Origin of the sequence: Nocardioides alcanivorans, assembly GCF_021555175.1 — a bacterium.
GTDB lineage: Bacteria > Actinomycetota > Actinomycetes > Propionibacteriales > Nocardioidaceae > Nocardioides > Nocardioides alcanivorans.
On the sequence record NZ_JAKGRW010000006.1, the window covers coordinates 31,863 to 54,291 of the forward strand.

At 69.4% G+C, this 22,429-nt stretch carries 26 protein-coding genes; 7 read left to right on the forward strand and 19 right to left on the reverse strand.

Features of this window, described 5'->3' with window-relative positions:
* Positions 1–51 precede the first annotated feature (51 nt).
* Complete coding sequence (locus L1066_RS02985) at positions 52–1,524, forward strand: MFS transporter (protein WP_235734906.1); 1,473 nt, start codon at positions 52–54, stop codon at positions 1,522–1,524.
* Between the two features lie 6 nt (positions 1,525–1,530).
* On the opposite strand, the gene hflX is transcribed toward L1066_RS02985, so the two are convergent.
* Together hflX and L1066_RS02995 are read right to left on the reverse strand one after the other, a co-directional pair.
* Entirely contained in the window at positions 1,531–3,027 is a 1,497-nt protein-coding gene (gene hflX, locus L1066_RS02990; protein WP_235734907.1) for a GTPase HflX, read from the reverse strand.
* A gap of 104 nt (positions 3,028–3,131) precedes the next feature.
* Positions 3,132–3,908 (reverse strand): SDR family NAD(P)-dependent oxidoreductase, encoded by a 777-nt coding sequence (locus L1066_RS02995; RefSeq protein WP_235734908.1) that lies wholly within the window; start codon positions 3,906–3,908, stop codon positions 3,132–3,134.
* A 100-nt stretch (positions 3,909–4,008) separates the two neighbouring features.
* Here L1066_RS02995 and L1066_RS03000 point away from each other — a divergent pair, with 100 nt between their 5' ends.
* Entirely contained in the window at positions 4,009–4,317 is a 309-nt protein-coding gene (locus tag L1066_RS03000) for a hypothetical protein (protein ID WP_235734909.1), read from the forward strand.
* A 73-nt stretch (positions 4,318–4,390) separates the two neighbouring features.
* Positions 4,391–5,101 carry a hypothetical protein gene (locus L1066_RS03005; protein WP_235734910.1) on the forward strand — a complete coding sequence of 237 codons (711 nt, stop codon included), beginning with the start codon at positions 4,391–4,393 and terminating at the stop codon, positions 5,099–5,101.
* A 47-nt stretch (positions 5,102–5,148) separates the two neighbouring features.
* Here the strand turns inward: L1066_RS03005 and L1066_RS03010 are convergent, their stop codons facing one another.
* The 5 genes from L1066_RS03010 to dapF form a co-directional block, all read right to left on the reverse strand.
* Positions 5,149–5,697, reverse strand: coding sequence for a hypothetical protein (locus L1066_RS03010; protein WP_235734911.1), 549 nt, complete (start codon positions 5,695–5,697; stop codon positions 5,149–5,151).
* The gene (locus tag L1066_RS03015) at positions 5,645–6,130 is read right to left on the reverse strand and encodes a hypothetical protein (RefSeq protein ID WP_235734912.1); all 486 of its coding nucleotides are present in this window, start codon (positions 6,128–6,130) and stop codon (positions 5,645–5,647) included. Before L1066_RS03015 ends, L1066_RS03010 begins: the two co-directional genes overlap by 53 nt.
* Before the next feature lie 70 nt (positions 6,131–6,200).
* A complete protein-coding gene (locus L1066_RS03020; RefSeq protein WP_235734913.1) occupies positions 6,201–6,437 on the reverse strand; it encodes a hypothetical protein in 237 nt (78 codons plus the stop codon).
* 395 nt (positions 6,438–6,832) lie between these two features.
* The gene (locus L1066_RS27405) at positions 6,833–7,000 is read right to left on the reverse strand and encodes a hypothetical protein (protein ID WP_312006846.1); all 168 of its coding nucleotides are present in this window, start codon (positions 6,998–7,000) and stop codon (positions 6,833–6,835) included.
* Positions 7,000–7,677, reverse strand: a complete 678-nt coding sequence (gene dapF, locus L1066_RS03025) for a diaminopimelate epimerase (RefSeq protein ID WP_312006847.1) — start codon at positions 7,675–7,677, stop codon at positions 7,000–7,002. The genes L1066_RS27405 and dapF overlap by 1 nt, the downstream gene beginning before the upstream one ends.
* A gap of 59 nt (positions 7,678–7,736) precedes the next feature.
* Here dapF and L1066_RS03030 point away from each other — a divergent pair, with 59 nt between their 5' ends.
* Positions 7,737–8,255: a gamma carbonic anhydrase family protein gene (locus L1066_RS03030; RefSeq protein ID WP_235734914.1), complete on the forward strand. Its 519-nt coding sequence runs from the start codon at positions 7,737–7,739 to the stop codon at positions 8,253–8,255.
* 61 nt (positions 8,256–8,316) lie between these two features.
* On the opposite strand, the gene miaA is transcribed toward L1066_RS03030, so the two are convergent.
* Entirely contained in the window at positions 8,317–9,246 is a 930-nt protein-coding gene (gene miaA / locus L1066_RS03035; RefSeq protein ID WP_235734915.1) for a tRNA (adenosine(37)-N6)-dimethylallyltransferase MiaA, read from the reverse strand.
* A 66-nt stretch (positions 9,247–9,312) separates the two neighbouring features.
* On the opposite strand from miaA, the gene L1066_RS03040 reads away from it, so the two are divergent.
* Complete coding sequence (locus tag L1066_RS03040) at positions 9,313–9,537, forward strand: antitoxin (RefSeq protein ID WP_235734916.1); 225 nt, start codon at positions 9,313–9,315, stop codon at positions 9,535–9,537.
* A 76-nt stretch (positions 9,538–9,613) separates the two neighbouring features.
* Here L1066_RS03040 and L1066_RS03045 read toward each other — a convergent pair whose 3' ends face one another.
* Positions 9,614–10,723 (reverse strand): IS110 family RNA-guided transposase, encoded by a 1,110-nt coding sequence (locus tag L1066_RS03045; RefSeq protein WP_235734917.1) that lies wholly within the window; start codon positions 10,721–10,723, stop codon positions 9,614–9,616.
* 248 nt (positions 10,724–10,971) lie between these two features.
* Here L1066_RS03045 and L1066_RS03050 point away from each other — a divergent pair, with 248 nt between their 5' ends.
* Entirely contained in the window at positions 10,972–11,514 is a 543-nt protein-coding gene (locus L1066_RS03050; RefSeq protein ID WP_235734918.1) for a PadR family transcriptional regulator, read from the forward strand.
* A 12-nt stretch (positions 11,515–11,526) separates the two neighbouring features.
* Here L1066_RS03050 and moeA read toward each other — a convergent pair whose 3' ends face one another.
* From moeA to L1066_RS03075, 5 genes are read right to left on the reverse strand one after another with little or no spacing between them, the layout of a single operon-like run.
* Positions 11,527–12,726, reverse strand: a complete 1,200-nt coding sequence (moeA, locus tag L1066_RS03055; protein ID WP_235734919.1) for a molybdopterin molybdotransferase MoeA — start codon at positions 12,724–12,726, stop codon at positions 11,527–11,529.
* A gap of 38 nt (positions 12,727–12,764) precedes the next feature.
* Positions 12,765–13,853: a sulfate/molybdate ABC transporter ATP-binding protein gene (locus tag L1066_RS03060; RefSeq protein ID WP_235734920.1), complete on the reverse strand. Its 1,089-nt coding sequence runs from the start codon at positions 13,851–13,853 to the stop codon at positions 12,765–12,767.
* A complete protein-coding gene (locus L1066_RS03065) occupies positions 13,850–14,644 on the reverse strand; it encodes an ABC transporter permease (protein ID WP_235734921.1) in 795 nt (264 codons plus the stop codon). Before L1066_RS03065 ends, L1066_RS03060 begins: the two co-directional genes overlap by 4 nt.
* A 14-nt stretch (positions 14,645–14,658) precedes the next feature.
* Positions 14,659–15,438, reverse strand: coding sequence for a molybdate ABC transporter substrate-binding protein (modA, locus tag L1066_RS03070; RefSeq protein ID WP_235734922.1), 780 nt, complete (start codon positions 15,436–15,438; stop codon positions 14,659–14,661).
* Positions 15,435–15,839 carry a TOBE domain-containing protein gene (locus L1066_RS03075; protein ID WP_235734923.1) on the reverse strand — a complete coding sequence of 135 codons (405 nt, stop codon included), beginning with the start codon at positions 15,837–15,839 and terminating at the stop codon, positions 15,435–15,437. Before L1066_RS03075 ends, modA begins: the two co-directional genes overlap by 4 nt.
* Before the next feature lie 227 nt (positions 15,840–16,066).
* Here L1066_RS03075 and L1066_RS03080 point away from each other — a divergent pair, with 227 nt between their 5' ends.
* On the forward strand, positions 16,067–18,016 hold the full coding sequence (locus L1066_RS03080) for a hypothetical protein (RefSeq protein ID WP_235734924.1): 1,950 nt from the start codon (positions 16,067–16,069) through the stop codon (positions 18,014–18,016).
* A 392-nt stretch (positions 18,017–18,408) separates the two neighbouring features.
* Here L1066_RS03080 and lhgD read toward each other — a convergent pair whose 3' ends face one another.
* From lhgD to L1066_RS27410, 5 genes are read right to left on the reverse strand one after another with little or no spacing between them, the layout of a single operon-like run.
* The gene (lhgD, locus tag L1066_RS03085) at positions 18,409–19,608 is read right to left on the reverse strand and encodes an L-2-hydroxyglutarate dehydrogenase (RefSeq protein ID WP_235734925.1); all 1,200 of its coding nucleotides are present in this window, start codon (positions 19,606–19,608) and stop codon (positions 18,409–18,411) included.
* A gap of 17 nt (positions 19,609–19,625) precedes the next feature.
* Positions 19,626–20,039, reverse strand: a complete 414-nt coding sequence (locus L1066_RS26365) for an enoyl-CoA hydratase/isomerase family protein (protein WP_283095260.1) — start codon at positions 20,037–20,039, stop codon at positions 19,626–19,628.
* On the reverse strand, positions 20,039–20,386 hold the full coding sequence (locus L1066_RS26370; protein WP_283095261.1) for an enoyl-CoA hydratase/isomerase family protein: 348 nt from the start codon (positions 20,384–20,386) through the stop codon (positions 20,039–20,041). The genes L1066_RS26365 and L1066_RS26370 overlap by 1 nt, the downstream gene beginning before the upstream one ends.
* 2 nt (positions 20,387–20,388) lie before the next feature.
* Positions 20,389–21,567 carry a thiolase family protein gene (locus tag L1066_RS03095; RefSeq protein WP_235734926.1) on the reverse strand — a complete coding sequence of 393 codons (1,179 nt, stop codon included), beginning with the start codon at positions 21,565–21,567 and terminating at the stop codon, positions 20,389–20,391.
* Positions 21,560–22,408 carry a helix-turn-helix domain-containing protein gene (locus L1066_RS27410; protein WP_235734927.1) on the reverse strand — a complete coding sequence of 283 codons (849 nt, stop codon included), beginning with the start codon at positions 22,406–22,408 and terminating at the stop codon, positions 21,560–21,562. The genes L1066_RS03095 and L1066_RS27410 overlap by 8 nt, the downstream gene beginning before the upstream one ends.
* Positions 22,409–22,429: the final 21 nt, after the last annotated feature.

A 22,429-nucleotide genomic window follows, 5' to 3' on the forward strand; every position in this document is an offset into this window, starting at 1 on the left:
CGGTCCCCGGTGCGACCACCGGCGACACCCGAAGCGAAAGGCACCACCCCCGTGCAGTCCCCCACCCACCCTGCTCCGGCGGAACTCTCCCCGCTGGCCAGCCGACTGGTCGTCGTGGTGCTGTGCCTCGGCGCGCTCGCCGGCGCCCTGACCCAGACCATGCTGATGCCGGTCCAGCGCCAGCTGCCCGCCCTGCTGGACACCTCGATCAGCAACGCCTCGTGGGTCATCACCGCAACGCTGCTCGGTGCCGCCGTCTCGATGCCCGTTGCCGGACGCCTCGGTGACCTCTTCGGCAAGAAGCGGATCCTGGTGGCCTGCGCGACCTTCCTCTTCGCCGGCTCCGCACTCTGCGCGTTGACCGACACGCTCACCCCGATGCTCCTCGGCCGGGTCATGCAGGGCCTGGCCATGGGTTACATGCCCGTCGCCATCAGCTTGGTGCGCGAGGTGACCCCACCCAAGATGGCCACCTCGGCGATGGCCACCCTGAGCGCCACGATGGGTGTCGGCGGCGCCATCGGCATGCCGCTCGCCGCCTGGATCGCCCAGGAGCACGAGTGGCACGCGCTCTTCTGGGTCTCGGCCGGTATCGCGGTCGTGGTCCTCGCCGCGACCGTCCTGCTGGTGCCGTCGCGCCCGGCACTCAACCCGGGACGCTTCGACCCCTTCGGGACCATCGGGCTGACGATCGGGCTCGTGGCCACCTTGGTCGGCATCTCCAAGGGCACCGACTGGGGCTGGACCTCCGGGCGGACCTGGCTCTTCCTCGCCCTCGGGCTCGTGACCCTGCTCGCGTGGGGCCGGCACCAACTCGGCCACCCCAACCCGCTCGTCGACCTGCGCACGACGGCCCGGCGTCCGGTGCTGTTCACCAACCTGGCTGCGCTGCTGGTCGGCTTCGGGATGATGGCGCAGTCGATCGTGGTTCCCCAACTGCTCACCATGCCGGCGGCGACCGGTTTCGGTCTCGACCAGTCCCTGCTCCAAGCAGGGCTGTGGATGGCTCCCGGCGGCATCTTGATGCTGCTGCTCGCCCCGGTCTCCAGCCGCCTGCTGACGAACCTCGGGCCACGGATCAGCCTCGTGATCGGGGCCTGCTTCCTGGGCGCCGGCTACCTGGTCGGCCTGTTCTTCATGACCGAGTCCTGGCACATGCTGCTCATCATGTGCATCTGCTCCGTCGGCGTCGCCGTCGGCTACGCCTCGATGCCGATGCTGATCCTCGAGAACGTGCCGATGCACGAGGCCGGGTCGAGCGTCGGCGTCAACAACTTGATGCGCTCGATCGGAACGACCCTCGCGGGCGCGGCAATGGCCGCCGTACTCACCAGCAAGACCTTCACCCTTGCCCCCGGCGCGGCCGCCATCCCCGCCGAGGAGACGTTCCGCTGGACGTTCCTGATCGGCGCCGTCGCGGCCTTCGTCGGCGCGCTCCTCGCGCTGGCCATCCCGAAGCGAAAGCCGGTCATCGACCCGCCACTGGAGGCGCGGGTGGGCGAGCCCGCAACACTCGCGGACTGATCAGGCTCAGACGGCGTACGCCGCCAACTCGCCTGCCAGTGCCTCATCGGCCCGACCCTTCACGAGGGTGCCCTCGCCCGTGTGCTCGAGATCGAGGATCTCGCCCGCACGATGGAGCCGGTCGATGAGGTCGCCGCGGGCGTAAGGCACGAGTGCCTCGAACTCGACGGCCGGTCGGGGCAGCTCGCTCTCGACCAGGGCGAGGGCCTCCGCGACGCCCTCCCCGGTCTTGGCGCTCACCACGACGGAGTGGGGCTCACGCGCCTTCAGCCGCGCCAGGACCATGGGGTCGGCGGCATCGGCCTTGTTGATCACGATCAGCTCCGGGACGTCGGCTGCGCCGATGTCGGCGAAGACCGCACGCACCGCGGAGATCTGTCCCTCCGGATCGGGGTGGGAACCGTCGACCACGTGCAGCACCAGGTCGGCACCGGCCACCTCCTCGAGCGTGGACCGGAAGGCCTCGACGAGCTGGTGGGGCAGGTGGCGAACGAAGCCGACCGTGTCACTCATGGTGTAGATGCGGCCGTCGGCGGTCGTCGTACGTCGAGTGGTGGGGTCGAGGGTCGCGAAGAGCGCGTCCTCGACCAGCACGCCGGCATCGGTGAGCCGGTTGAGCAGCGACGACTTTCCGGCGTTGGTGTAGCCCGCGATCGCCACCGACGGGATCGCGTTGCGCTTGCGCTCGGACCGCTTCGTCTCGCGGGTGCCCAGCATCTGCTTCAGCTCACGACGGAGCTTGGCGATCTTGGTGTTGATGCGACGTCGGTCGGTCTCGATCTTGGTCTCACCGGGGCCACGGCCACCGATGCCCTCACCGCCGGCCACCCGGCCACCGGCCTGGCGGGAGAGACTGCCGCCCCAGCCGCGGAGCCGCTGCTTCATGTATTGCAGCTGGGCCAGTTCGACCTGCGCCTGCCCCTCCTTCGACTTCGCGTGCTGGGCGAAGATGTCGAGGATGAGCGCGGTGCGGTCGACGCACTTGACCTTGAGCTTGTCCTCCAGGTTGCGCAGCTGGGAGGGGGCGAGGTCGCCGTCCATGATCACGGTGTCGGCACCGGTGGCCTGCACGATCTCGCGCACACCGTCGACCTTGCCGCGACCGATGTAGGTCGCCGGATCGGGCTTGGTGCGGCGCTGGAAGATCGCCTCGAGCACCTCGGAGCCAGCTGTCTCGGCCAGCAGCGCGAGCTCGGCCATCGAGTTCTCGGCGTCCTCGACGGTGCCCTCGGTCCACACCCCGACCAGCACGACCCGTTCGAGACGCAGCTGGCGGTATTCGACCTCGGTGATGTCTTCGAGCTCGGTGCGCAGCCCGGCGACCCGGCGCAGGGCGTGGCGAGCGGCGAGGTCCTCGTCGCCACTGGTGAGCTCCTCGGGGTCGGGCCCGTCGAGGGAGACGACCTCGTCGGCGTAGCCGGACTCGAAGCCGTCCTCGTCGTCCCAGCCCTGGGTCGCGTCGAGTTCGTCGGCGAGGGAGAAGTGTTCAGATGCGTTCGTCATATGCCCTCAAGGGTAGGCCGCTCCTCGACGAGGGTCGAACGAGTTTGCCGAGAGCAGAAACGGGCGGGCCGGATCCGGCCCGCCCGCTCGACGTTCTCCTCAGTTCACTTGGGTGGCATCCGGATGCCACCGTCGACCCGGACGACCTCGGCGTTCATGTAGGAGTTGGTGACCAGCTCCACCACCATGGAGGCCAGTTCGTCGGCCTGCCCGAGGCGCTTGGGGAAGAGCACGCTCTGGCCGAGGTGGGCCTTGAACTGCTCAGCACCCTCACCCTCGCCGTAGATCGGCGTGTCGATGAGGCCCGGGGCGATGGTGTTGACCCGGATGCCGGCGGCGGAGAGATCGCGCGCGACCGGCAGGGTCATCCCCACGACGCCGCCCTTGGAGGAGGAGTACGCCGCCTGGCCGATCTGGCCGTCGAAGGCCGCGACGGAGGCCATGTTGACGACCGCACCCCGCTCGCCGGACTCCAGCGGCTCGTTGCGGCTCATCGCCGTGGCCGCGAGCCGGATGGCGTCAAAGGTGCCGATCAGGTTGATCGCGATGACCTTCGAGTAGGCGCCCAGGTCGTGTGCCGATGCTGCGTCGCCGTCCTTGCCGATGGTGCGCTGGGCCCAGCCGATGCCGGCCGAGTTGACCAGCGCACGCAGCGGGCCGAGTTCAGCGGCCTTGTCGACGGCCGCCTGGATCTGCTCGGTCCGGGTGACGTCGACCGCGACGAAGGCGCCGCCGATCTCCTGGGCGAGGGCCTCACCCTTCTCGGCGTTGAGGTCGGCCACGACGACCTTGGCGCCCTTGGCCGCCAGCTGACGGGCCGCAGCCGCTCCGATGCCGGAGGCACCGCCCGTGACGATTGCGCTTGCTCCTGTGATGTCCATGACACCGGAGCATAGGACCGGTCCCGTCGTCCCGGCGGGCCCGGTCCCCTGATGTGGATGACCGGATGCGTCATCCCGCCCGCTCGACGAGGGTCATGGCATGGACCCTCATGCCGACCTGGTCGCGCCGTCCGGCGCACACTTCCTACGCCCGCCGCCCAGGCTGCGGCGTCCGCAATTCGTCGCCGCGGTGCCCGTCGACCCGTCCGGCACGGTCGGTCCGACCCGAGGCCAGGCGCGCGGGCGGCAGTGGCGGCGTACCGCGGCGGGGTTGTGCGTGCCCACTGCAGCCGTCTTCGACCAACCCGCGCAGCGCATCGTTGAGGCCAGCGCTCTGGCAGGACCGATCGGTGGAGTGACGGGGTGGGCCAGCCTCCACCTCGCGGGGGCTCGGTGGTTCGAGGAGTGACCACCTGGGCAGGGCGCTTCCGGTGCAGGTCTGCGTCGGGCCGCTCCGTCAGTGCGCTGCGCGTGATCGGATCGTGTTCGCCCGCAACCGCGTGGCCACCTCGGAGATCGTCTGGCGCTACGGCGTCCCGTGCCTCAACATCCACCGTTCCCTCTTCGACGAAGTGGTTCGCCGCGGCACTGCACAGGCAGGTGCCGCGGCGATCGACATGGTGCTTTACGCCGAGCTCACGTCGTTGCGGCGCTTCACCGCATGGTTGGGCACGGTGCGAGACGTCCCGGGCGTGCCCTTGGTACGACGCGCGGTCGCCCTCTCGGTCGAGGGCGTCGAGTCACCTCAGGAGAGCAGGTTGCGCTTCGCGTGGATGTTCGGCGCCGGGCTGCCCGAACCCCTGTGCAACATGGACGTCCACTCGACGTCCGGCGCCTTCCTGGCCCGACCTGACCTCTTCTCGCCCGAGCTCGGGCTCATCGGTGAGTACGACGGCGAGGTCCACAGTGGCGCGGCAGCGCGAGGTCACGACCACACCCGGGTGGACCGACTGCGGGACCACGGCCTCGAAGTGGTCTCCGTGGTGGGCGGTCAGCTGGACGAGCGCGAAGTCGTCAAGCGGCTGCGGGCCGCGGCACGACGCGCGCAGCGCTCACAGGTCGAACGCGACTGGGTCCTGCATGGGCCGAACGGTCCGCGGCCACCGCTCGACTGGCGCATCGACGCCCGGCTGTCCTGGCTCAGCAGCAAGCGCCGTGAGTTGCAGCTGCGCGACATGCCCGGTCCCATGTGATGTGAGTCAGGGGTTGGATTCCTCGCGGAACCCAACCCTGACTCACATCAGACACCGTTCAAGACGCACTGATCACTTCTTGCCGCCCTCCTTGGCGAGCCACGAGTTGACCCGGTCGCGGATCTCGGAGGTGTCGGGGTCGGCGTGTAGACCCGGTCCTCGTCGAGGAAGGCGAACATCGGGCAGCTGTCGAACTCCGGGGTCAGGGTCTCGAGCTCGGTGAGCACCTCACCCGTCGCGACCTCACGCACCGTCAGCTCGTAGTCGAACTGGACGAAGTCGAAGCGACCCTTGTCCTTCTCCTCCGAGGCCTTGCACTTGCGGGGCTTCACGCTGGCGCTCGGCTCGCCCTCGACGCAGACGATGAAGTTGGCCTCTGCCCAGTCCGGGACATCGATTCCCCACTTCTCGTTGGGGCCGACGCTCAGGTTGCCGCTGTAGTTCGGCTGCTTCTCGGTGTTGAGGGCGCCGAGCCCCTTCGCCGACTTGGCGTCGAACGACGGAGCGTTGGTGGCGGCGCCACCCAGGCAGACACGGGCGAGGTCAGAAGTAGGAGGTGGCCTCGAACGGAGCGGCCCCGGTGGAGCCGTCGTCACCGGGCTCGCCGGCACCGGCCTCGACCAGCCACGCACCGATGGCACTCTCGATGCTGCGGGAGTCAGGCATGGAGTGCGCCTTGCCGTCGCGGATCACGGCGTACGACGGGCAGCCGGTCTGCTTCTCTGCGTAGGGGTCGAGCTCCTTGAGCACCTCGCCGGTGGCGGCCGCACGGATGCTGACGTTCCAGTCGGTGGGCTGCCATTCATAGGCGCCCTCCCGCTCGTCCTCGCACTGCTGCGGCTCCACCGTGCTGCTCGGCGTGCCCTCGGCGCAGACGACGAAGTTGGTGGTCTCGAACTCGCCGTACTCCTGAGGCCCAGCTCCTGCGAGGCACCGAGCGGCATGGAACGGAACGTCCGGCTCATCGAGGCTGTTGAAGAAGGGCAGGCCCACCGGAGCCGCCGGATCCCAGGCGGCGGCGTTGCTCATCGCCTGGTCCTGGCAGACGAGGCCGACCTCGTCGAAGTTCGCTGCCTCGAAGGAGTTCGCAGGAGCGGCGTCAACGCCGTCGTCGGTCCCCGCGTCCGAGGGCTCGCCACTCGGATCCGCTCGCCTGGCTGTTGTCGTCACCCTTCGCGTCGTCGTCCTTGTCGTCGCCCGACAGCGCGACGGCTGCCGCAATGCCGCCGCCGATGAGCAGGAGGACGAGCACGATCGCGCCGATGACCAGTCCCTTGCGACTGCCGCCACCCGACGGCGGCTGTTGCGGCGGGCCCCACCGGCCCCTGTGGTCCACCGGGGCCACCCGGTCCACCGGAAGGCGGCCCCCAGCCGCCTTGCCCGCCACCCGGCTGTCCGGCGGGCTCTGCTGCTGTCCCGGGGCGGGCCAACCCCGCTGCGGCTGTCCGGCCTGCTGCGGCCTGTCCGGGCGCCGGCCAGGACCCCTGGGGCGGCTGGCCCGGGCAGGCCAACCCTGCTGAGGCTGTCCCGGGCCGGCCACGAACCCTGCGGCGCGGGGCTGCGCCCCTGCTGTCCCCACTGCTGCTGGGGCATGGCGGTCGGCGCGTCCTGGCCCTCGGGAGGCCCCCTGGCGGGTCGGTTCGTCTGCGGGAGGGAACTGCTCGGACATCGGACTCCTCGAGGGATGCGGGCTACTCCCGGTTTCTCGCCCGGATCAGAGCATTCCAAACCTCACAGCTCGGTGAGGCCCTCCGCGAAGAGCACGGCCGGGCCTCGCAACAGCGTGCGGTTGTCGGCGGTCCAGGTGATCCACAGCGTGCCGCCCGGTACGTCGACCCGATAGGTCACGTCGTCGACCGGCGGCTGGGCCGCGCCGTCGCGCAGGGCCGCCGCGACCATCACCGCGCAGGCACCGGTGCCGCAGGAACGGGTCTCCCCGAACCGCGTTCGTGCACCCGCAGCGCAACGTGGCGCTCGCCGCGGTCGACGACGAACTCGACATTGACCCCGTGCGGATAGACGACCGGGTCGTGTCCCGGTGGCTCCAGGAGCGTGCCCGCGTCATCGAGGGAATCCACGAAGGCAACGGCGTGCGGGTTGCCCATGTCGATGTGGCGGGCCGACCAGCCGAGGTGACCGACCGTGACGACACTGTCACCGAGCACGATCGGGGTGCCCATGTCGACGGTGATGCTGCCGTCGTCCTCGAAGGTCAGCACCTTGGTGCCGCCACGGGTGGCCACGGGCACCGGTGCGGTCGGGTCGACCAGACCGGCGTCAGCGAGGTGGCGCCCGAACACCCGCACCCCGTTGCCACACATCTCGGAGACGGAGCCGTCGGAGTTGCGGTAGTCCATGAACCACTCGGCCTCGCCGACCACCTCGAGCAGGCCGAGCTCACGGGCGGCGCGGGCGCGGATCACCCGCATCACGCCGTCGCCGCCGATCCCCGCGCGGCGGTCGCAGAGCGCGGCGACGCGGCTCGGCGACAACGCACCGTGCACGGTGCCGTCGTGGTCGGGGAGCAGCACGAAATCGTTCTCGGTGCCGTGGCCCAGCAGGAAGGAGTAGCTCACGGGTCCCATCCTCCCACCCCTGGCCGACGGTCCGCGAGCCGAAAAGTAGTCTGCGGCTCATGCAGATCAGCCTGGGAGACCACACGCCGTCCGTTTCCGCGAGCGCCTGGGTGGCGCCCAACGCGACCCTCGTGGGTGACATCACGGTGGGTGAGCGCTGCTCGATCTTCTACGGCGCGGTGCTGCGCGCGGAGTTCGACTCGATCACCATCGGCGACGGCAGCAACGTGCAGGACAACGCGGTCTTCCACGTCGACAACGACTTCCCGATCGTGATCGGCGAAGGGGTCACGATCGGCCACGCGGCGGTCGTGCACGGGGCCACGATCGAGGACCATGCCCTGGTGGGGATGAACGCGACGGTGATGAACGGTGCCCACATCGGCGCGGAGACCCTCATCGCAGGCGGCGCTGTCGTGCCCGAGGGCATGAAGGTGCCGCCCCGCAGCCTGGTCGCCGGGGTGCCGGCCAAGGTACGCCGCGAGCTCACCGACGCGGAGGTCGCCGGGTTGCACCGCAACGGTCCCGGCTACGAGCGCATCAGTGCGATGCACGCCGAGGCGCTCGCCCAGCAGTGAGCCCACTGCGAAACAGCGCAACACCCGCGATCTCGACCCGCAATACCCGCGACTTCGCTGATCAGCCGACGACGTGCGCGACCACCTGGTCGACCAGGTCGGGTGCGTCCCAGTCGAACCAGGTGATCCGCGGGTCCTTCTTGAACCACTGGTCCTGTCGTTTCGCGAAGCGCCGGGTCGCGATGACCGTGCGCTCACGGGCCTCGGCCTCGGTGAGGTCACCGGCAAGGTGGGCCAGCACCTCCGGGTAGCCAATGGCCCGTGAGGCGGTCCGGGCACTGGCCAGTCCGCGTGCCGCGAGCGACCGCACCTCCTCGACGAAACCTGCCTCGAACATCTCGGCCACGCGTTGGGTGATGCGGGTCAGGAGGATGTCGCGGTCGATGGCGACGCCCACCTGCACCGCACCCTCGAGTGCGTAGTCGAGCCTGGGCAGCGTGGTGGAGAACCTGTGCCCGGTCAGCTGCACGACCTCGAGCGCGCGGACGATGCGCCGACCGTTGGAGACGAGGATCCCGGCAGCCGCCTCCGGATCTGCCTGCGCCAGCCGGGCGTGCAGTGCAGCCGGCCCGTCCTGGGCCAGTTCCGCCTCGAGCTCGGCCCGCAACGCCGGATCCGTGCCGGGGAACTCGAAGTGGTCGAGCACGGCGCGGGTGTAGAGAGCCGAACCCCCGACCAGGATCGGCACCCGCCCCCGGTGCCGGATGTCGTCGACCGTGTCCCGGGCCGACTGCTGGAAGTCCGCGACGCTGGCGGTCTCCTCGATCTCCATGAGGTCCAGCAAGTGGTGCACGATGCCGCGCCGCTGCGCGACCGGAAGTTTCGCCGTACCGATGTCCATGCCGCGATAGACCTGCATCGCGTCGGTGTTGACGATCTCGCCGCCCAGCCGCTCCGCCAGCCCCAGCGACAAGCCGGTCTTGCCTGCGGCTGTCGCGCCGACGACCGCGACGACCGGCGGGGTCCGGGTGACGGGATGGGAGCAGGCCATGGCACTAGTGTTCCAAACAGCACGGGGCGCGATCAGACGCGGCCCGACCTCGGACAGGAGCAACTGATGGGCTTCCTCGACAAGTTGAAGGGCAAGGGCGACGGCCTCAAGGAGAAGGCCGCCGACGCCGTCGACAAGCACGGCGACAAGATCTCCGACGGCATCGACAAGGCAGCCGACTTCGTCGACAAGAAGTCCGGGGGCAAGCTCGGCGACAAGGCGGACGCCGTGGCGGAGAAGGCCAAGGACGCGCTCGACAAGCTCGACGGCAAGGACGACGACATCAAGTGACCGTCTGCCCGCGGAGCCGTACGCCGGCTCCGCGGGCACCGCACGAGATCACCGGGGTTGATGCTCCTATGTCTTGTCAAGCCGCGTCGCAGAGGTCTTCTTGAGGTGGTTTTCTGCTGCTGGTCTCAGCGATTGTGGGCAGTAGGCAGCGGTAGACCTGTCGGGCGAGGTATCGCTTCAGGCAGCGCATGATCTCGGGCTTGGTCTTGCCCTCGGCGGTGCGTCGCGCAACGTAGATCTTGGTCGGCTCGTGCCAATGCATCCGCGTGACGACGGCCCGGTGCAGGGCTGCGTTGGCTCGGCGGTCACCGCCGCGGTTGAGCCGGTAACGCGTCGTCTTTCCCGACGAGGCGGGCACGGGGTTCGTACCGCACAGGGCCGCGAACGCGGCCTCGCTGCGCAGCCGGTCGGGGTTGTCCCCCGCGGCGAGCAGCAGTGCTGCGGCCGTGTCTGGGCCGACGCCGGTGAGCTCGACGAGCGTGGGCGCGACAGCGGCTGTGAGGCGATCCAGATGCTCGCGGAGCTCCTTGGCCTCGGCTCGCAGTGTGAGGGCGCGACGAGCCAGCAGCCGTAGAGCGTGTTTGGCGGCCGACAGGGGTGTGGTGAGGTCGCCTGGTCGCAGTGCGGCGCACCGCTCCAACAATCTGGCCAGACCCAGATCGGTAAGTGATTCGCGCAGTTCGTCTGGGGCGGTGACCAGGACGGCCTTGAGCTGGTTGACCGCCTGTGTCTGCGCTTTGACCGCGGAGTCGCGGGTCATCTTGAGCATGCGGATGACCTCGACTTGGTCATCACCGTTCTTGGGGGTGCCGGTCGCGGTACCGGCCAGCACGGCCCTCGCGGCGGACTCGGCGTCGATGGGGTCGGACTTGCCCTTGCGGTGACGGGTGCTGCGGTCAGGCCGATTGACCTCGACGACACGCTCGCCGCAGCGACGCAGGTAGCGGGCGAGCCCCGCTCCGTAGGAGCCGGTGCCTTCGATTCCGAACGCTTCGACCTGTCCCAGGTCGTAGGCCCATCGGCGTAGTTGCTCATAGCCGGCAGCGGTGGCCGGGGTGGCCAGTTCGGCCACCCAGCGGCCCAGCGCATTCAGCGCTACGGCGACGTGCGAGTCCTTGTGGGTGTCGACCCCGATCGTGACGGTGTTGGCGGGCGTGGTGGTGACGTCAGTGGTGGTAGCAGGCATGCTGGTGATGGCCTTCTCTCGCTGGCAGGCGGGTATGGGTCACCGCCGGTCGGGCGGGCGGACACGACTGCGACGAGGCTCAGTAAAGCCATGCTCCTATGAGGTCACTGCCCGCCAGACCGGTGGTTTGGTCGTCCCCACCAGCCGGGTCGACAGATCAACCCAAAGGCACCCGGGGGCCGGTCGTTAGATGGGTCAGACCCGGCCGGTGGCGACACATTCATACTCGCAGTCGATAGGGTCAGTCCGTGCCGTCACAGGAGGCTCCGCTGCTGACCCTCATCGAGGCCGCCGTGCTCGGCCTGCTGGTCGACCGGCCCCAGCACGGATTCGAGCTGGCCAAGGCGTTCGAACGCGACAACTGGCTGGGGGAGATCTTCACCACGCAGCGACCGGTGGTCTACCGGGCGCTCAACACGTTGGAACGCAAGGGCCTGCTCACCGAGGAACGCAGGGAGGCGTCCAGCCGCGGCCCCGCGCGCACCGTGCTCCGATGCACCTCGGACGGCAGCATCGCCTTCCAGGAGTGGCTGGAGACACCGGTGCGTCACCTGCGGGACGTGCGGTTGGAGCTGCTGATCAAGTTGGCGCTCCACGAGCACCACGGGCTCGATGTCCAGCCGTTCATCTCTCGGCAGATCGAGCACTTCCGACCGATCCACGACGCCCTGCAGGTCAGCCCCACTCCCACAGACGGCACCGGACGCCAGCTCGCCCTGTGGCGCAAGGAGGCCTCACACACGGTGATGCGGTTCCTGGAGAAGCTCCGGGAAGGTCCTGCGCGGCCCTGACCCGAGCCAGCGCTAGGGGCCGAGCAGCCACACGGTGACGAGTTCACCGCGCTTGAGGTGAGTTGCCTCCTCCGGGACGTCGATGAGGCAGTCCGCGCCAGCGAGCCAGCTCAGGAAGTGCGAGCCCGGCGGGCCAGCGAGACTCACGGTGCCCTGGCGGGGGTCGAGGTAACCGCGCCGGAACTGTCGCTTCCGAGCAGGAGCGTCCAGTGATTCGGCAAGTTCGGCGGTCACCTGTCGCCGCTGCGTGTTGCGATGACCCATCGCCGCCCTGATCGCCGGCCGCAGGAACACCTCGAAGGACACCAGTGAGCTGACTGGATTGCCCGGAAGGGTCACGACGGGGACTCCTTCGTAGGTGCCGGCGCCTTGTGGCATCCCGGGCTGCATCGCGACCTTGGCGAACTCCACACCACATCCGGTCAGTGCTTGCTTCACGACTTCGTGGGTTCCTGCGCTGACGCCTCCCGACGTGACCACCAGATCATGGTCGACCAGTTCGGCGAAGGCAGCCCGGAAGTGCGCGACGTCGTCATGCACGAAGTGCACCGTGTCGACGAGCGAGCCCGCCTCTCGCAACGCAGTCGCCAACATGATCGAGTTCGACTCATAGACCTGTCCGGGCTGGACCCCGTTGCCCGGTGCGACGAGCTCGGTTCCGGTCGAGAGCACCGCGATGCGCAATGGACGACGGACCTCGAGCTCGACCATGCCCAACGCTGCTGCCAGCCCCACCTGGCTGGCGCCCACGGTGACGCCGGTGGGGAGGACGACCTGGCCGGCCTCCACGTCGACGCCAGCACGGCGCAGGTGGGCACCCACCGCTGGAACCTCGTCGATGCGGACCAAGTGGGCGTCGCCGTCGGTCGACTCGACCGGGATGACGGCGTCTGCCCCCTCCGGCATGAGGGCCCCGGTCATGATGCGGTGGGCGGTTCCCGGTTCGAGGCGTGGTACGTCGACGCGGCCGGCCGGGATGTCGGTTGTCACCGGCAGCGAGACAGGGACGCTGACGATGTCGGCCACGCGTACGGCGTACCCGTCCATCGCGGAGTTGTCGAAGAGCGGCAGCGGCAAGGGGGCCCTGACATCGGTGGCCAGCGCTCGCCCGACCGCGTGCTCGAGCGGGACCAGGTCCGGCTCGGTGGGAGCGATCAAGTCAGCGACCAGCCGGGCGTGCTCCTCCACTGGACGCATCATGTCGTTGCTCACGGTTGACACCTCATCTCGTTGACTCCGTTCGGCCCGTGCTAGTTCGGATAGATGGAGACCTCGAGCGCCTTGACCACGGCATGGACCTGTTGGCCCGGGACCAGATCCAGTTCGGCGATGACCGCGGCAGTGACCTCCGCAGCGAGGTGGACTCCTGACGGAGCGGTGCCGTGGACCCGCACGGTGGGCCCACGAGGTTCGAGTTCACGAACGGTGAGCGGGAGTGCGTTGCGCGGGCTACCACCGGGTGGATCGAGGTGGAGCGCCACCGACTTCGGCGAGAAGGCCGCGACGGCATGCTCACCGACGCGGGTGCCCTCATGTGCGATGCCCTGCATCTCGAAGCCGTCGGCCAGGCGTACCCCTCCAGCGGTGGCAACGCCGGGACAGAGGTTGAGATCGGCCAGTCGGGCACCGAAGGTGCTGCGCGGACGGGTCAGGACGTCCGCGGTCGCACCGACCTCGACGACCAGGCCACCTTCCATGATCACCACCCGGTCGGCCAGCATCAGGGCATCGAGGACGTCATGGGTGACGATGATCGCGGTCCGGTCCACCAGCACGCGGCGGAGCAGTTGCCGCATGGCGGGCATCATGGTCACGTCCAGGGCGGCCATCGGTTCATCGAGCAGCAACAGGTCCGGCTCGGCAGCCAGGGCGCGGGCGATCGAGATGCGTTGCGCCTGCCCTCCGGACAGCTGGGCCTGCTTGCGCCCGGCGAACTCAGAGGCGTCCACGGCTTCGAGCCAGCGGAGCGCCCTGGCCCGCGCCTCGCGTCTCGGCACCCCGGTGCTGCGCGGGCCGAAGGCGACGTTCTCCAGGACCGACAGATGAGGAAAGAGCAAGGGGTCCTGGGCCATCAACGCGATGCCCCGTGCGTGCGGTGGCAGCCAGCGCCCGGTGTCGAACAGGGTCCGGCTGCCCAGCTGTGCTCGGCCGCTGTCGGGACGGAGCAGACCGGCGAGCAAGCCGATGACGGTCGACTTCCCGGCGCCGTTGGGTCCGAGCAGGGCGACCGTCTCCCCCGCGGCGACCTCGAGCTGCACGTCGACCCGACGCTCCTGGTGGGTGGCGTTGAGACTCAGGGCCGTGGAGGCGACGCCGTCGGTGCGCGGTTGGTCGTTCACAGCGCGCTCCGTCTGCCGCGGACCAGCCCGATGACGAGGACCGCGACCACCACCAGCACCAGCGACAGCGCGACCGCCGCGTCGGGGTCCGTCTCGCGTTGCAGGTAGATCTCCAACGGCAGGGTGCGGGTGACCCCCTGGAGGCTGCCGGCGAAAGTGATCGTGGCCCCGAACTCACCGAGGCAACGGGCGAAGGAGAGGATCGCGCCCGACGCGAGCCCGGGCAGCACCAGCGGCAGCGTCACCCGCCGCAGCACCGTGGTCGGGCGAGCGCCCAGGGTCGCAGCAACGAGTTCGTAGCGTTGTCCTGCCGTGCGCAGCGCACCTTCGAGGCTGACCACCAGGAACGGGAGGGCGACGAAGGTCTGGGAGAGCACGACGGCGGTCGTGGAGAAGGCGATCTGGATGCCGAGCACGTCCAAGTGCTCACCGAGCAATCCGCGGCGTCCGAACGTGTAGAGCAGCGCGATGCCGCCAACCACTGGCGGCAGAACCAGGGGAAGCAGCACCAACGAGCGGAGGATTCCCTGACCGACGAACGAGGTGCGCGCGAGCAACAGCGCCATCGGCACCCCCAGCAGCACGCACAGGATCGTGCTCGTTGCGGCGGTCCGCAGACTGAGTTGGAGCGCGGCGACCGAGGACTCAGAGGTGATGAGGGTGATGAAATTGCCCCAGTCGACCCGCATCCCCAGCGCGACGAGCGGGAGCAGCACGAAGGCTGCTCCCGCCGCCGCGGGCACGAGCACCCATGCTGGCAGCGCTGAGTAGTCGTGGCCGCGTCTCGTCACTGGCAGTCCTTGGGTCAGGGCTGACCGAAGCCAGCAGCGGCAAGCACGCCCTGACCCACTGAGCCGAGGACGTAGTCGACGAACGCCTGCGCGAGGTCGCCGTGCTCGGAGTCCTCCAGAGCAGCGATCGGGTAGTTGTTGACGGCTTCGGCCGACTCCGCGAACTCGACGGCCGTCACCGCATCTCCCGCATTCTTGGCGTCGGTGACGTAGACGAGCCCGGCGTCGGCCTCGCCGCTGGTGACCTTGTTGAGCACGTCGGTCACCGAGGACTCCTCGCTCGCCGGGGCGATGTCCACGCCGGCAGCCTCCTCCACCCGGGTGGAGGCAGCCCCGCAGGGAACCTCGGGAGCGCAGAGCACGACCGTCAGATCGTCGTTGGCCAGGTCGGCCAGACTGGTGATGCCCTCGGGGTTGCCGGGCTCGGTGACGATGGTGAGCACGTTGGTCGCAAACAGCTCGGGGTCTTCAGCAGTCAGGTCGTCATCGGTGGCCTTGGTCATGTTGTTCTCGTCGGCCGAGGCGAACACGTCGGCCGGCGCACCCTGCTGGATCTGCGCGACCAGGTCCGAAGATCCAGCGAAGTTGAAGTTCACCGTGACGCCGTCGTTCTCGGCCTCGAACTTCTCGCCGATCTCAGTGAACGTCGAGGTGAGCGAAGCAGCGGCGAACACGGTCAAGGTCACGTCCTTGTCGGAGCCGGACCCATTGTCGTCGTCACCACACGCCGTCAGGCCTCCCGCCAGCAGCAGAGCGACCGCGGCCAGGGCCGGGCCTCGCAAGATTCGTTTCATGGCATTCCTTCCAATCGTTCGACGACCACATTGGTCGACTTGATCACGGCGACAGCGACGCTGCCGGGTTCCAGACCGAGGTCACCAACGGCCTCGGTGCTCATCAACGAGACCACTCGGAACGGACCGCACTGAAGCTCCACCTGGGCCATCACCTTGTCGGCGGTCACCGCCGTGACCAGCCCGACGAACCGGTTGCGGGCCGAGCTGTCCCGGCTCGACGGATCAGGTCGGTCCTGGGCCAGCTCCTGGGCCAGCACCGCAAGGTCCGACCCAGCCACACACTTCCGGCCACCGTCGTCGAGGTGCTCCGGGATGCGTCCCGACGAGATCCAGCGTCGGACCGTGTCGTCACTGACACCCAGGAATCGAGCCGCATCCGCAATCCGTATCTGCTGCACCCGAGAACCGTAGCAGCGCCGTCTTTGCGACAGTTTTCGATCCAGTGAACCGATGATTCGGATCGTCTCGAACGTCGCCACAGTGCGTTCCTTTCCAGTAGTCTCAGTGTGACTATATCGTCACGAAGGATCGATTCAGGCAAGAAGAGAGGTTTCAGATGAAGCGGTGTGTCACTGGGAGCCGATGGCGAAGAGCCTCGTCGGGACTGCTTGCGTTGGCGATGGTGGTGACGGCATGGACGACCCTCGGGGCGACACCGGCGACCGCGGCAGCAGCGGACCAGTTGTGCGGCCCGGAGGGAGGCGTCTCCGACAGCCTCGCGGTCACCGGCTGGGTCCACGAGGAGCGCAGCTACGACGAAGCCGACCTCGCGGCGCTGCCCCAGACCACCGTGGCCGACACCTTTCGATCCGGTAGCGGGACCACCAGCAGGAACTACTCAGGTGTCGACCTGTGGCGGCTCCTGGAACTCCCGGACAACTCCGGCGGAATCGGGACGTTCCTGCTGCCCAGCGCCCCGTCGGGGCCCCAGGATGGCCCACAGCACAATGACATCACCCGCTACTCGGTGGTGGTGACCGGATCCGACTGCTTCCAGGCCGTCTATGCGATGACCGAGATCAGCCCGTGGTTCGGCGGCCAGCCGGTCGTCGTCGCGACCGCCCAGGGCGACTACGACGCCGACGACCTGACCCCGGTGACCGATTCGCTCGGCGACAGCGGCTTCGCCCGGATCAGCAACCCGATCGATGTCCGCGGCAGCCGGAGGATCTCGAACATCGTCGAGATCCGGGTCCTGCAAGCCCCGGTCGGGAGCAGCGTCCCGCCCGCGAACGCCCCGACCTGCGCCGGCGGTGTCTCCGACGAGTTCACCGTCAGCGGCGCCGTGGCCTCGCCACGCACCTATGATCTCGCGGCACTTCAGGCCGAGGAGCAGACCACCATCGCGGCTGGCAGCGCCAACTGCACCGGCGTCGAGCTCTGGCGGCTGCTGGGCCTCTCCGCGGAGAACGGGGGCCTCGGTTCCTACATCACCGCAGAAGCTCCGGGGCCGCAGTATCCAGACCCCCAGCACAACGACTTGACGCGATTCTCGGTGATGGTCACTGCGTCCGACTGTCACCAGAGCTTGTTCTCACTCGCCGAGATCAGTCCGTTCTTCGGTGGCCACCCGGTCCTCGTCGCCACCGCCTTCGGTGCTCACGACCCCGACGACCTCACCCCCGTCACGGATCCCCTCGGGGCCAACGGGTTTGCCCGGATCGCCAACCAGGTCGACCAACGTGGCACTCGCCGGGCCTCCAACATCGTCGACATCAAGGTGATCGCGCCGCCGACTCCTGAGGTCGTCTGGGAGACACCGGCAGCCATCGTCCAAGGCACGCCGCTGAGCGACGTACAGCTGAATGCGCACGCGGTCCTTCTCGACGCCGAGGTTCCGGACACCTTCACCTATGACCTGCCGTCCGGCACGGTCCTGCCGGTGGGCACGCACACCCTCTCCGCACTCTTCGTCCCCGAGTCACCGAGCTCGGTCACGATCGCGCGCGGAGCGGTGACCCTCCAGGTCGTCGACTCCCCCGGAGCCGACGTCCCCACCTCCATCGCCAGCACGGTGCAGCGGAAGGTCATGACGTACGGGCAGTCCAACCGGGCGAGCGCCGTCCTCACCGCTGGGGCGAACCCGCTTGGCGGACAGCAGGTGGAGCTCTTCGAGCGCTCTCATGGCTCCTCCACGTTCACTCGCGTCGCGGCGGCCGTGACCGACAGCCAGGGACGCGCATCGGCGCGGATCAAGCCGGCCAAACGTGCTGTCCACGAGTGGCGGTACGCCGGCAGCGAGGGCTACGCGGCTTCCCGCTCCGCTCGCCAAGCGGTCAAGGTGCGCGCCAAGGTGACGCTGGCCGTGCGGAAGAAGCAGACGAAACATGGCGTGAAGGTCGTCGCCAAGGGCACCGTCCGGCCCACCCGTGCGGGCGCGAGCGTGCGTCTCATGAAGAAGTCCAAGGCGGGTGCCGTCGCCGTCGCCCGTGGGACCGTGAAGCGCAACGTCAAGCTGAAGCTCACCAAGAGCCTGCCGCGTGGCACCCATCGCCTGTTCCTGGTCGTCCGCGCCGGGGAGGGCAGCGCCAAGGGCACCTCCCCGACCCGCACGGTGACGATCAAACGGCGCTGACCGACACCCCACCTCCTGCCGGAAGGGCCGCGGACACACGTCCGCGGCCCTTCTGTTTCACGAGGATGTGACGCAAGGTGGGGGCATGAACGCCGAAGGCAACGACCAGGCCCGTCCCGACGGGGTCGACTCCCCGCGCCCGCCCCCGAGACCCAGGAGCCCCAGCTCCTGCCCGGCGGCGCGGACTCGCTCGAGGATCCGAAGTACGGCGACACCCCGGGCGACCCGGTCCCGCGCGATCTCAATCCCGACGCCAACCCGGCGGTCGATGACGAAGCTCCTCGCGAGGTCAAGGAGCCGGACGACAAGCAGCAGGAGCCGGACACGGGCACCTCCGGCGAGGGTGACACCCCGCAGGAACCGCCTGCCTGAGGGACAGTTGCCCACTCACCTCAACGTGCGGTCGACGAGCTCACGGGCCAGCGCGAAGGCGGAGGTGGCTGCCGGCGACGGAGCATTGCGCACGAAGGTCGTGACACCGGCGTCGGAGAGGACGAAGTCGTCGACGAGCGTGCCGTCACGATCGACGGCCTGGGCCCGGACGCCGGCGTGCCCCCGGGCGCCAGATCTGCGGTCGTGAGCCCGGGGACGTACTCCGCCGCCATGGCCACGAAGCGTCTGCGACTGACGGCCGTCAGCAGTTCCCCCGCGCCTGCGCGCCAGTGCCGGCGGGCGACCCGCCAGGTGCCCGGCCACGTCAGGGACTCCCAGAGGTCCCGTCCCCGGACCCGACCGAGCGCGTAGGCGTCCCTGGCCGCGACCAGCAGTGCCGTCGGTCCCAGCGAGACCTCTCCGCCGAGGTGGCGGGTGAGATGCACCCCGAGGAACGGCAGCTCGGGGTCGGGCACCGGATAGATCATGCCGCGCACGATGGGCTCGGGAGTGGGCCGCAGGGCCAGGTAGCCGCCCCGGAACGGGACGATCCGAGGATTGGCGTCAGCGCCGGCCGCACGGGCGAGCCGGTCGGCCCACAGCCCCGCACAGGCGATGACCCGGCGGGCCCTGATCCGGCCGCGTCCGGTGGTGAGGCCACCGGTCTCGTCGATCGCCAGCACCTGTTCGTCGAAACGGAGGTCGACGCCCTCGACCTCGAGCTCCCGACGGATCGCCCGCGCCACCTCGGCGAAGTCGACGATGCCGGTGTCGGGTGCGTGCAGGGCCGCCACCCCGACCGCGTGGGGCTCGATCTCCCGGACCTGGTCGGCGTCGACCCGGCGCAGGCCGGGTGTCTGGTTGGCGAGGCCACGTCGGTACAGCTCATCCAGTCGTCCGAGCTCCCCCGCGTGCCGGGCGACGATGAGCTTGCCCGAGCGTTCGTGGGCGACGCCGTGCTCGGCGCAGTAGTCGTACATCAACCGCGCCCCCTCCACGCACAGCTGCGCCTTCAAGGAACCCGGCTGGTAGTAGATGCCACCGTGGACCACCCCGGAGTTGTGACCGGTCTGGTGCGCGGCGACGTCCGCCTCCTGCTCGACCACGACGACCCGGGCCCCCGGACGACGACGCAGCACCTCCCGGGCCACCGCCAGACCGACGATGCCGGCCCCGACCACCGCGACGTCGTACGTCGCAGCGGTGGTCGGGGCCGGCATCTCGGGTCCTGCTTCGGTCACTTCTTGGTGAAGGCCGCCAGGCGCTGCTGCGCATCGTCGGTCTGTACTGCCTCGGCGATCGTGCGCGCCTCGACCTCGCCGGCTTCGGCACGGGTGCGCTCCCACGAGTCGCGGATCAGCCGCCGGGCGCTGCCCAAGGCAAAGACCGGACCCGCTGCCATCTTGACCGCGAGCTCACGAGCCGTGGAGAGCGCCTCCTCGTCGGCCACGACGGTGGTGACCAGGCCCCAGTCCAGCGCGTCGGCAGCGGTGAGCTGGCGGCCGGTGAGGGCGTACTCGAGCGCCCGCACCTGACCGACGGCACGAGGCAGCAGCCAGGAGACGCCGATGTCAGGGGTGAGGCCGACGCCCGGGTAGGCCATCACGAACTTGGTGGACTCGGCAGCGACGATCACGTCAGCGGCGAGCATCACGGAGTTCCCGGCGCCGGCGACCGCGCCCTGCACAGCGCACACGACGGGCTTGGCGAGGAGTCGAGGCGCTGCGCAGCGGCGTCGAGAGCACGGGCCAGGGCCAGCAGGAAGCCGGCCTGGTCGTCGGCGGCCACCATCGAGGCCACGTCGCCACCGGCGGAGAAGCGCTTGCCGGCACCGGTGAGCAGCACGGCACGGACTGCGTCATCCTGCTCGGCCCGTGCGATGGCCTCGTCGAAGGCGAGCGCGGTCGGCAGGTCGAAGGAGTTCGACACGGCCGGACGGTTGAGCTCGATGTGGGCGACCCCGTCGGCGACGGAGTAGTTCACGAGGTTGTCGGTCATGTTCACACCCGCTTCAGGAGGGCAGCCAGGGCCTGACCGCCACCGATGCACATGGTGACGATGCCGTATTCGAGGTCGTTGCGCACCATGGTCTTCGCGGCCCGCGCGGTGAGGATGGCGCCGGTCGCGCCGACCGGGTGGCCGAGGGCGATCGCGCCGCCATAGGGGTTGACCTGGTCGGGCGAGAGCCCAGCGTCACGCGAGACCGCGATGGCCTGCGAGGCGAATGCCTCGTTGAGCTCGATGGTGCCGATGTCCTTCGGGCTCAGGCCGGTGCGCTCGAAGAGGTCCTTGAGGGCCAGCACGGGTGCATAGCCCATCAGCTCGGGCTCCATGGCGCCCGTGGAGACCGCCTCGAGGGAGACCAGCGGCGACAAGCCGTGCTCAGCCGCAGCAGCCTCGGTGGCCAGCACCACGGCGCCAGCGCCGTCGTTGATCCCGGAGGCGTTGCCGGCCGTGACCGAACCGTCCTTCACGAAGGCAGCGCGGAGCTTGGCGAGCGTCTCCACGGTGGTGTCGGGCTTGGGGTGCTCGTCGACCTCGACGGTGTGGGGCTTGCGGCCACCCACCTCGACCGGGGTGATCTCCTCGGCAAAGGCAGCCTTGGCCGCATCGGTCGCCGCACGGCGCTGCGACTCCACGGCGAACTCGTCCTGCTGAGCGCGGTCGACGCCGTACTTGGTGGCGACGTTCTCGGCGGTCACGCCCATGTGCTTGTTGCTGAAAGGGTCGGTGAGCATGCCGACGGTGCCGTCGACCAGCGCGCGGTCACCCAGCTTGTAGCCGTTGCGCGCCCCGAAGTCGAGGAAGGGCATCCGGCTCATCGACTCGTCACCACCGGCGACGGCGAAGTCGAGGCCGTTCCAGCGCATCTCCATGGCGGCCGACCAGATGGCCTGGAGGCCCGAACCGCACAGGCGGTTGACCGTGTAGGCGGGAACGCTCTGCGGCAGGCCGGCGGCAAGCGCGACCCGGCGGGCGTTGTAGCCGTCGGGGCCGACCTGGCCGATCTGGCCCATCACGACCTCGCGGACCAGGTCGCCGCTCACGCCGGCGCGGCTCAGCGCGGCGGTCACGGCAGTGGCGCCGAGCTCGTGGGCGGGCACGTCCTTCAACACCCCGCCGAAACTGCCGACCGGCGTACGCGCCCCGTCGACGATGACGATCTTCTGCTCACTCATGCCTCGCATCGTAGGCGCGCGGCTCGGAAGCAAACCGCCCCGGGGTCAGTCCGGTGACCGCGGTGAAGTCGCGGATGAAGTGCGCCTGATCGGCATAGCCGAGGTCCGCGGCGACGGCGGCGAGGTCGAAGGCAGTCGACCGCTGGCGCAGTCGTTGGGCAGCTTCGTGCAGGCGCCGCCGCTGGATCAACCACTTTGGCGTCAGACCCAGGCGCCGAGCCGTCAGCCGTTGCAGTGAGCGCTCCGGGAGCCCGAACTCCGCGCACACCTGGGCCACCCGGCGTACGTCGGGCCGGGCCTCGGTGAACTCGACGATGCGGTTGACCAACATGCCCTCGTCGTCGACGGGAAGCAACCGCCGCAGCTGTTCCTCCACGTGGCCGGCGGCGCTCCGTTGGGCGCTCTCGGATCCGGGATCGTCCGCCATGCAGTCACGCACCGCGCGGGCCAACCCCGCACCATCGATGCCAGCCAACGTCTCCAGCGGTACGCCGTCGTCGGTCACCTCCGTCACGGGCCGCTGAAGCAGCAACCAGCCCGTCGCGGGCTGCAGCAGCACACCGAAGGTCCAACCGCTGCCACTCAACCGGCGGGTGCCGAGGCCCCGGGTCGGTCCGACGAGTGCCGCCCGCTCGGCGTCGATCGCGAGCAGGCAGACGGGGTACTGGAGCACCCGCTGCACGCTTTCCTTCCCCTCAGGGAGCGACCAGACGGGGATCCAGTGGCGCCGCACCAGGCTCGTGAGGTCAGCGGCAGGGGCATAGCGATGGATCGGCGGCGAGGCACCGGTGGCGTCGCGCAGGTGGGCGGGCTCGTCAGGGTCGATGCGTTCATCGGGCACGGCACAAGTCTGTCGGGTTTC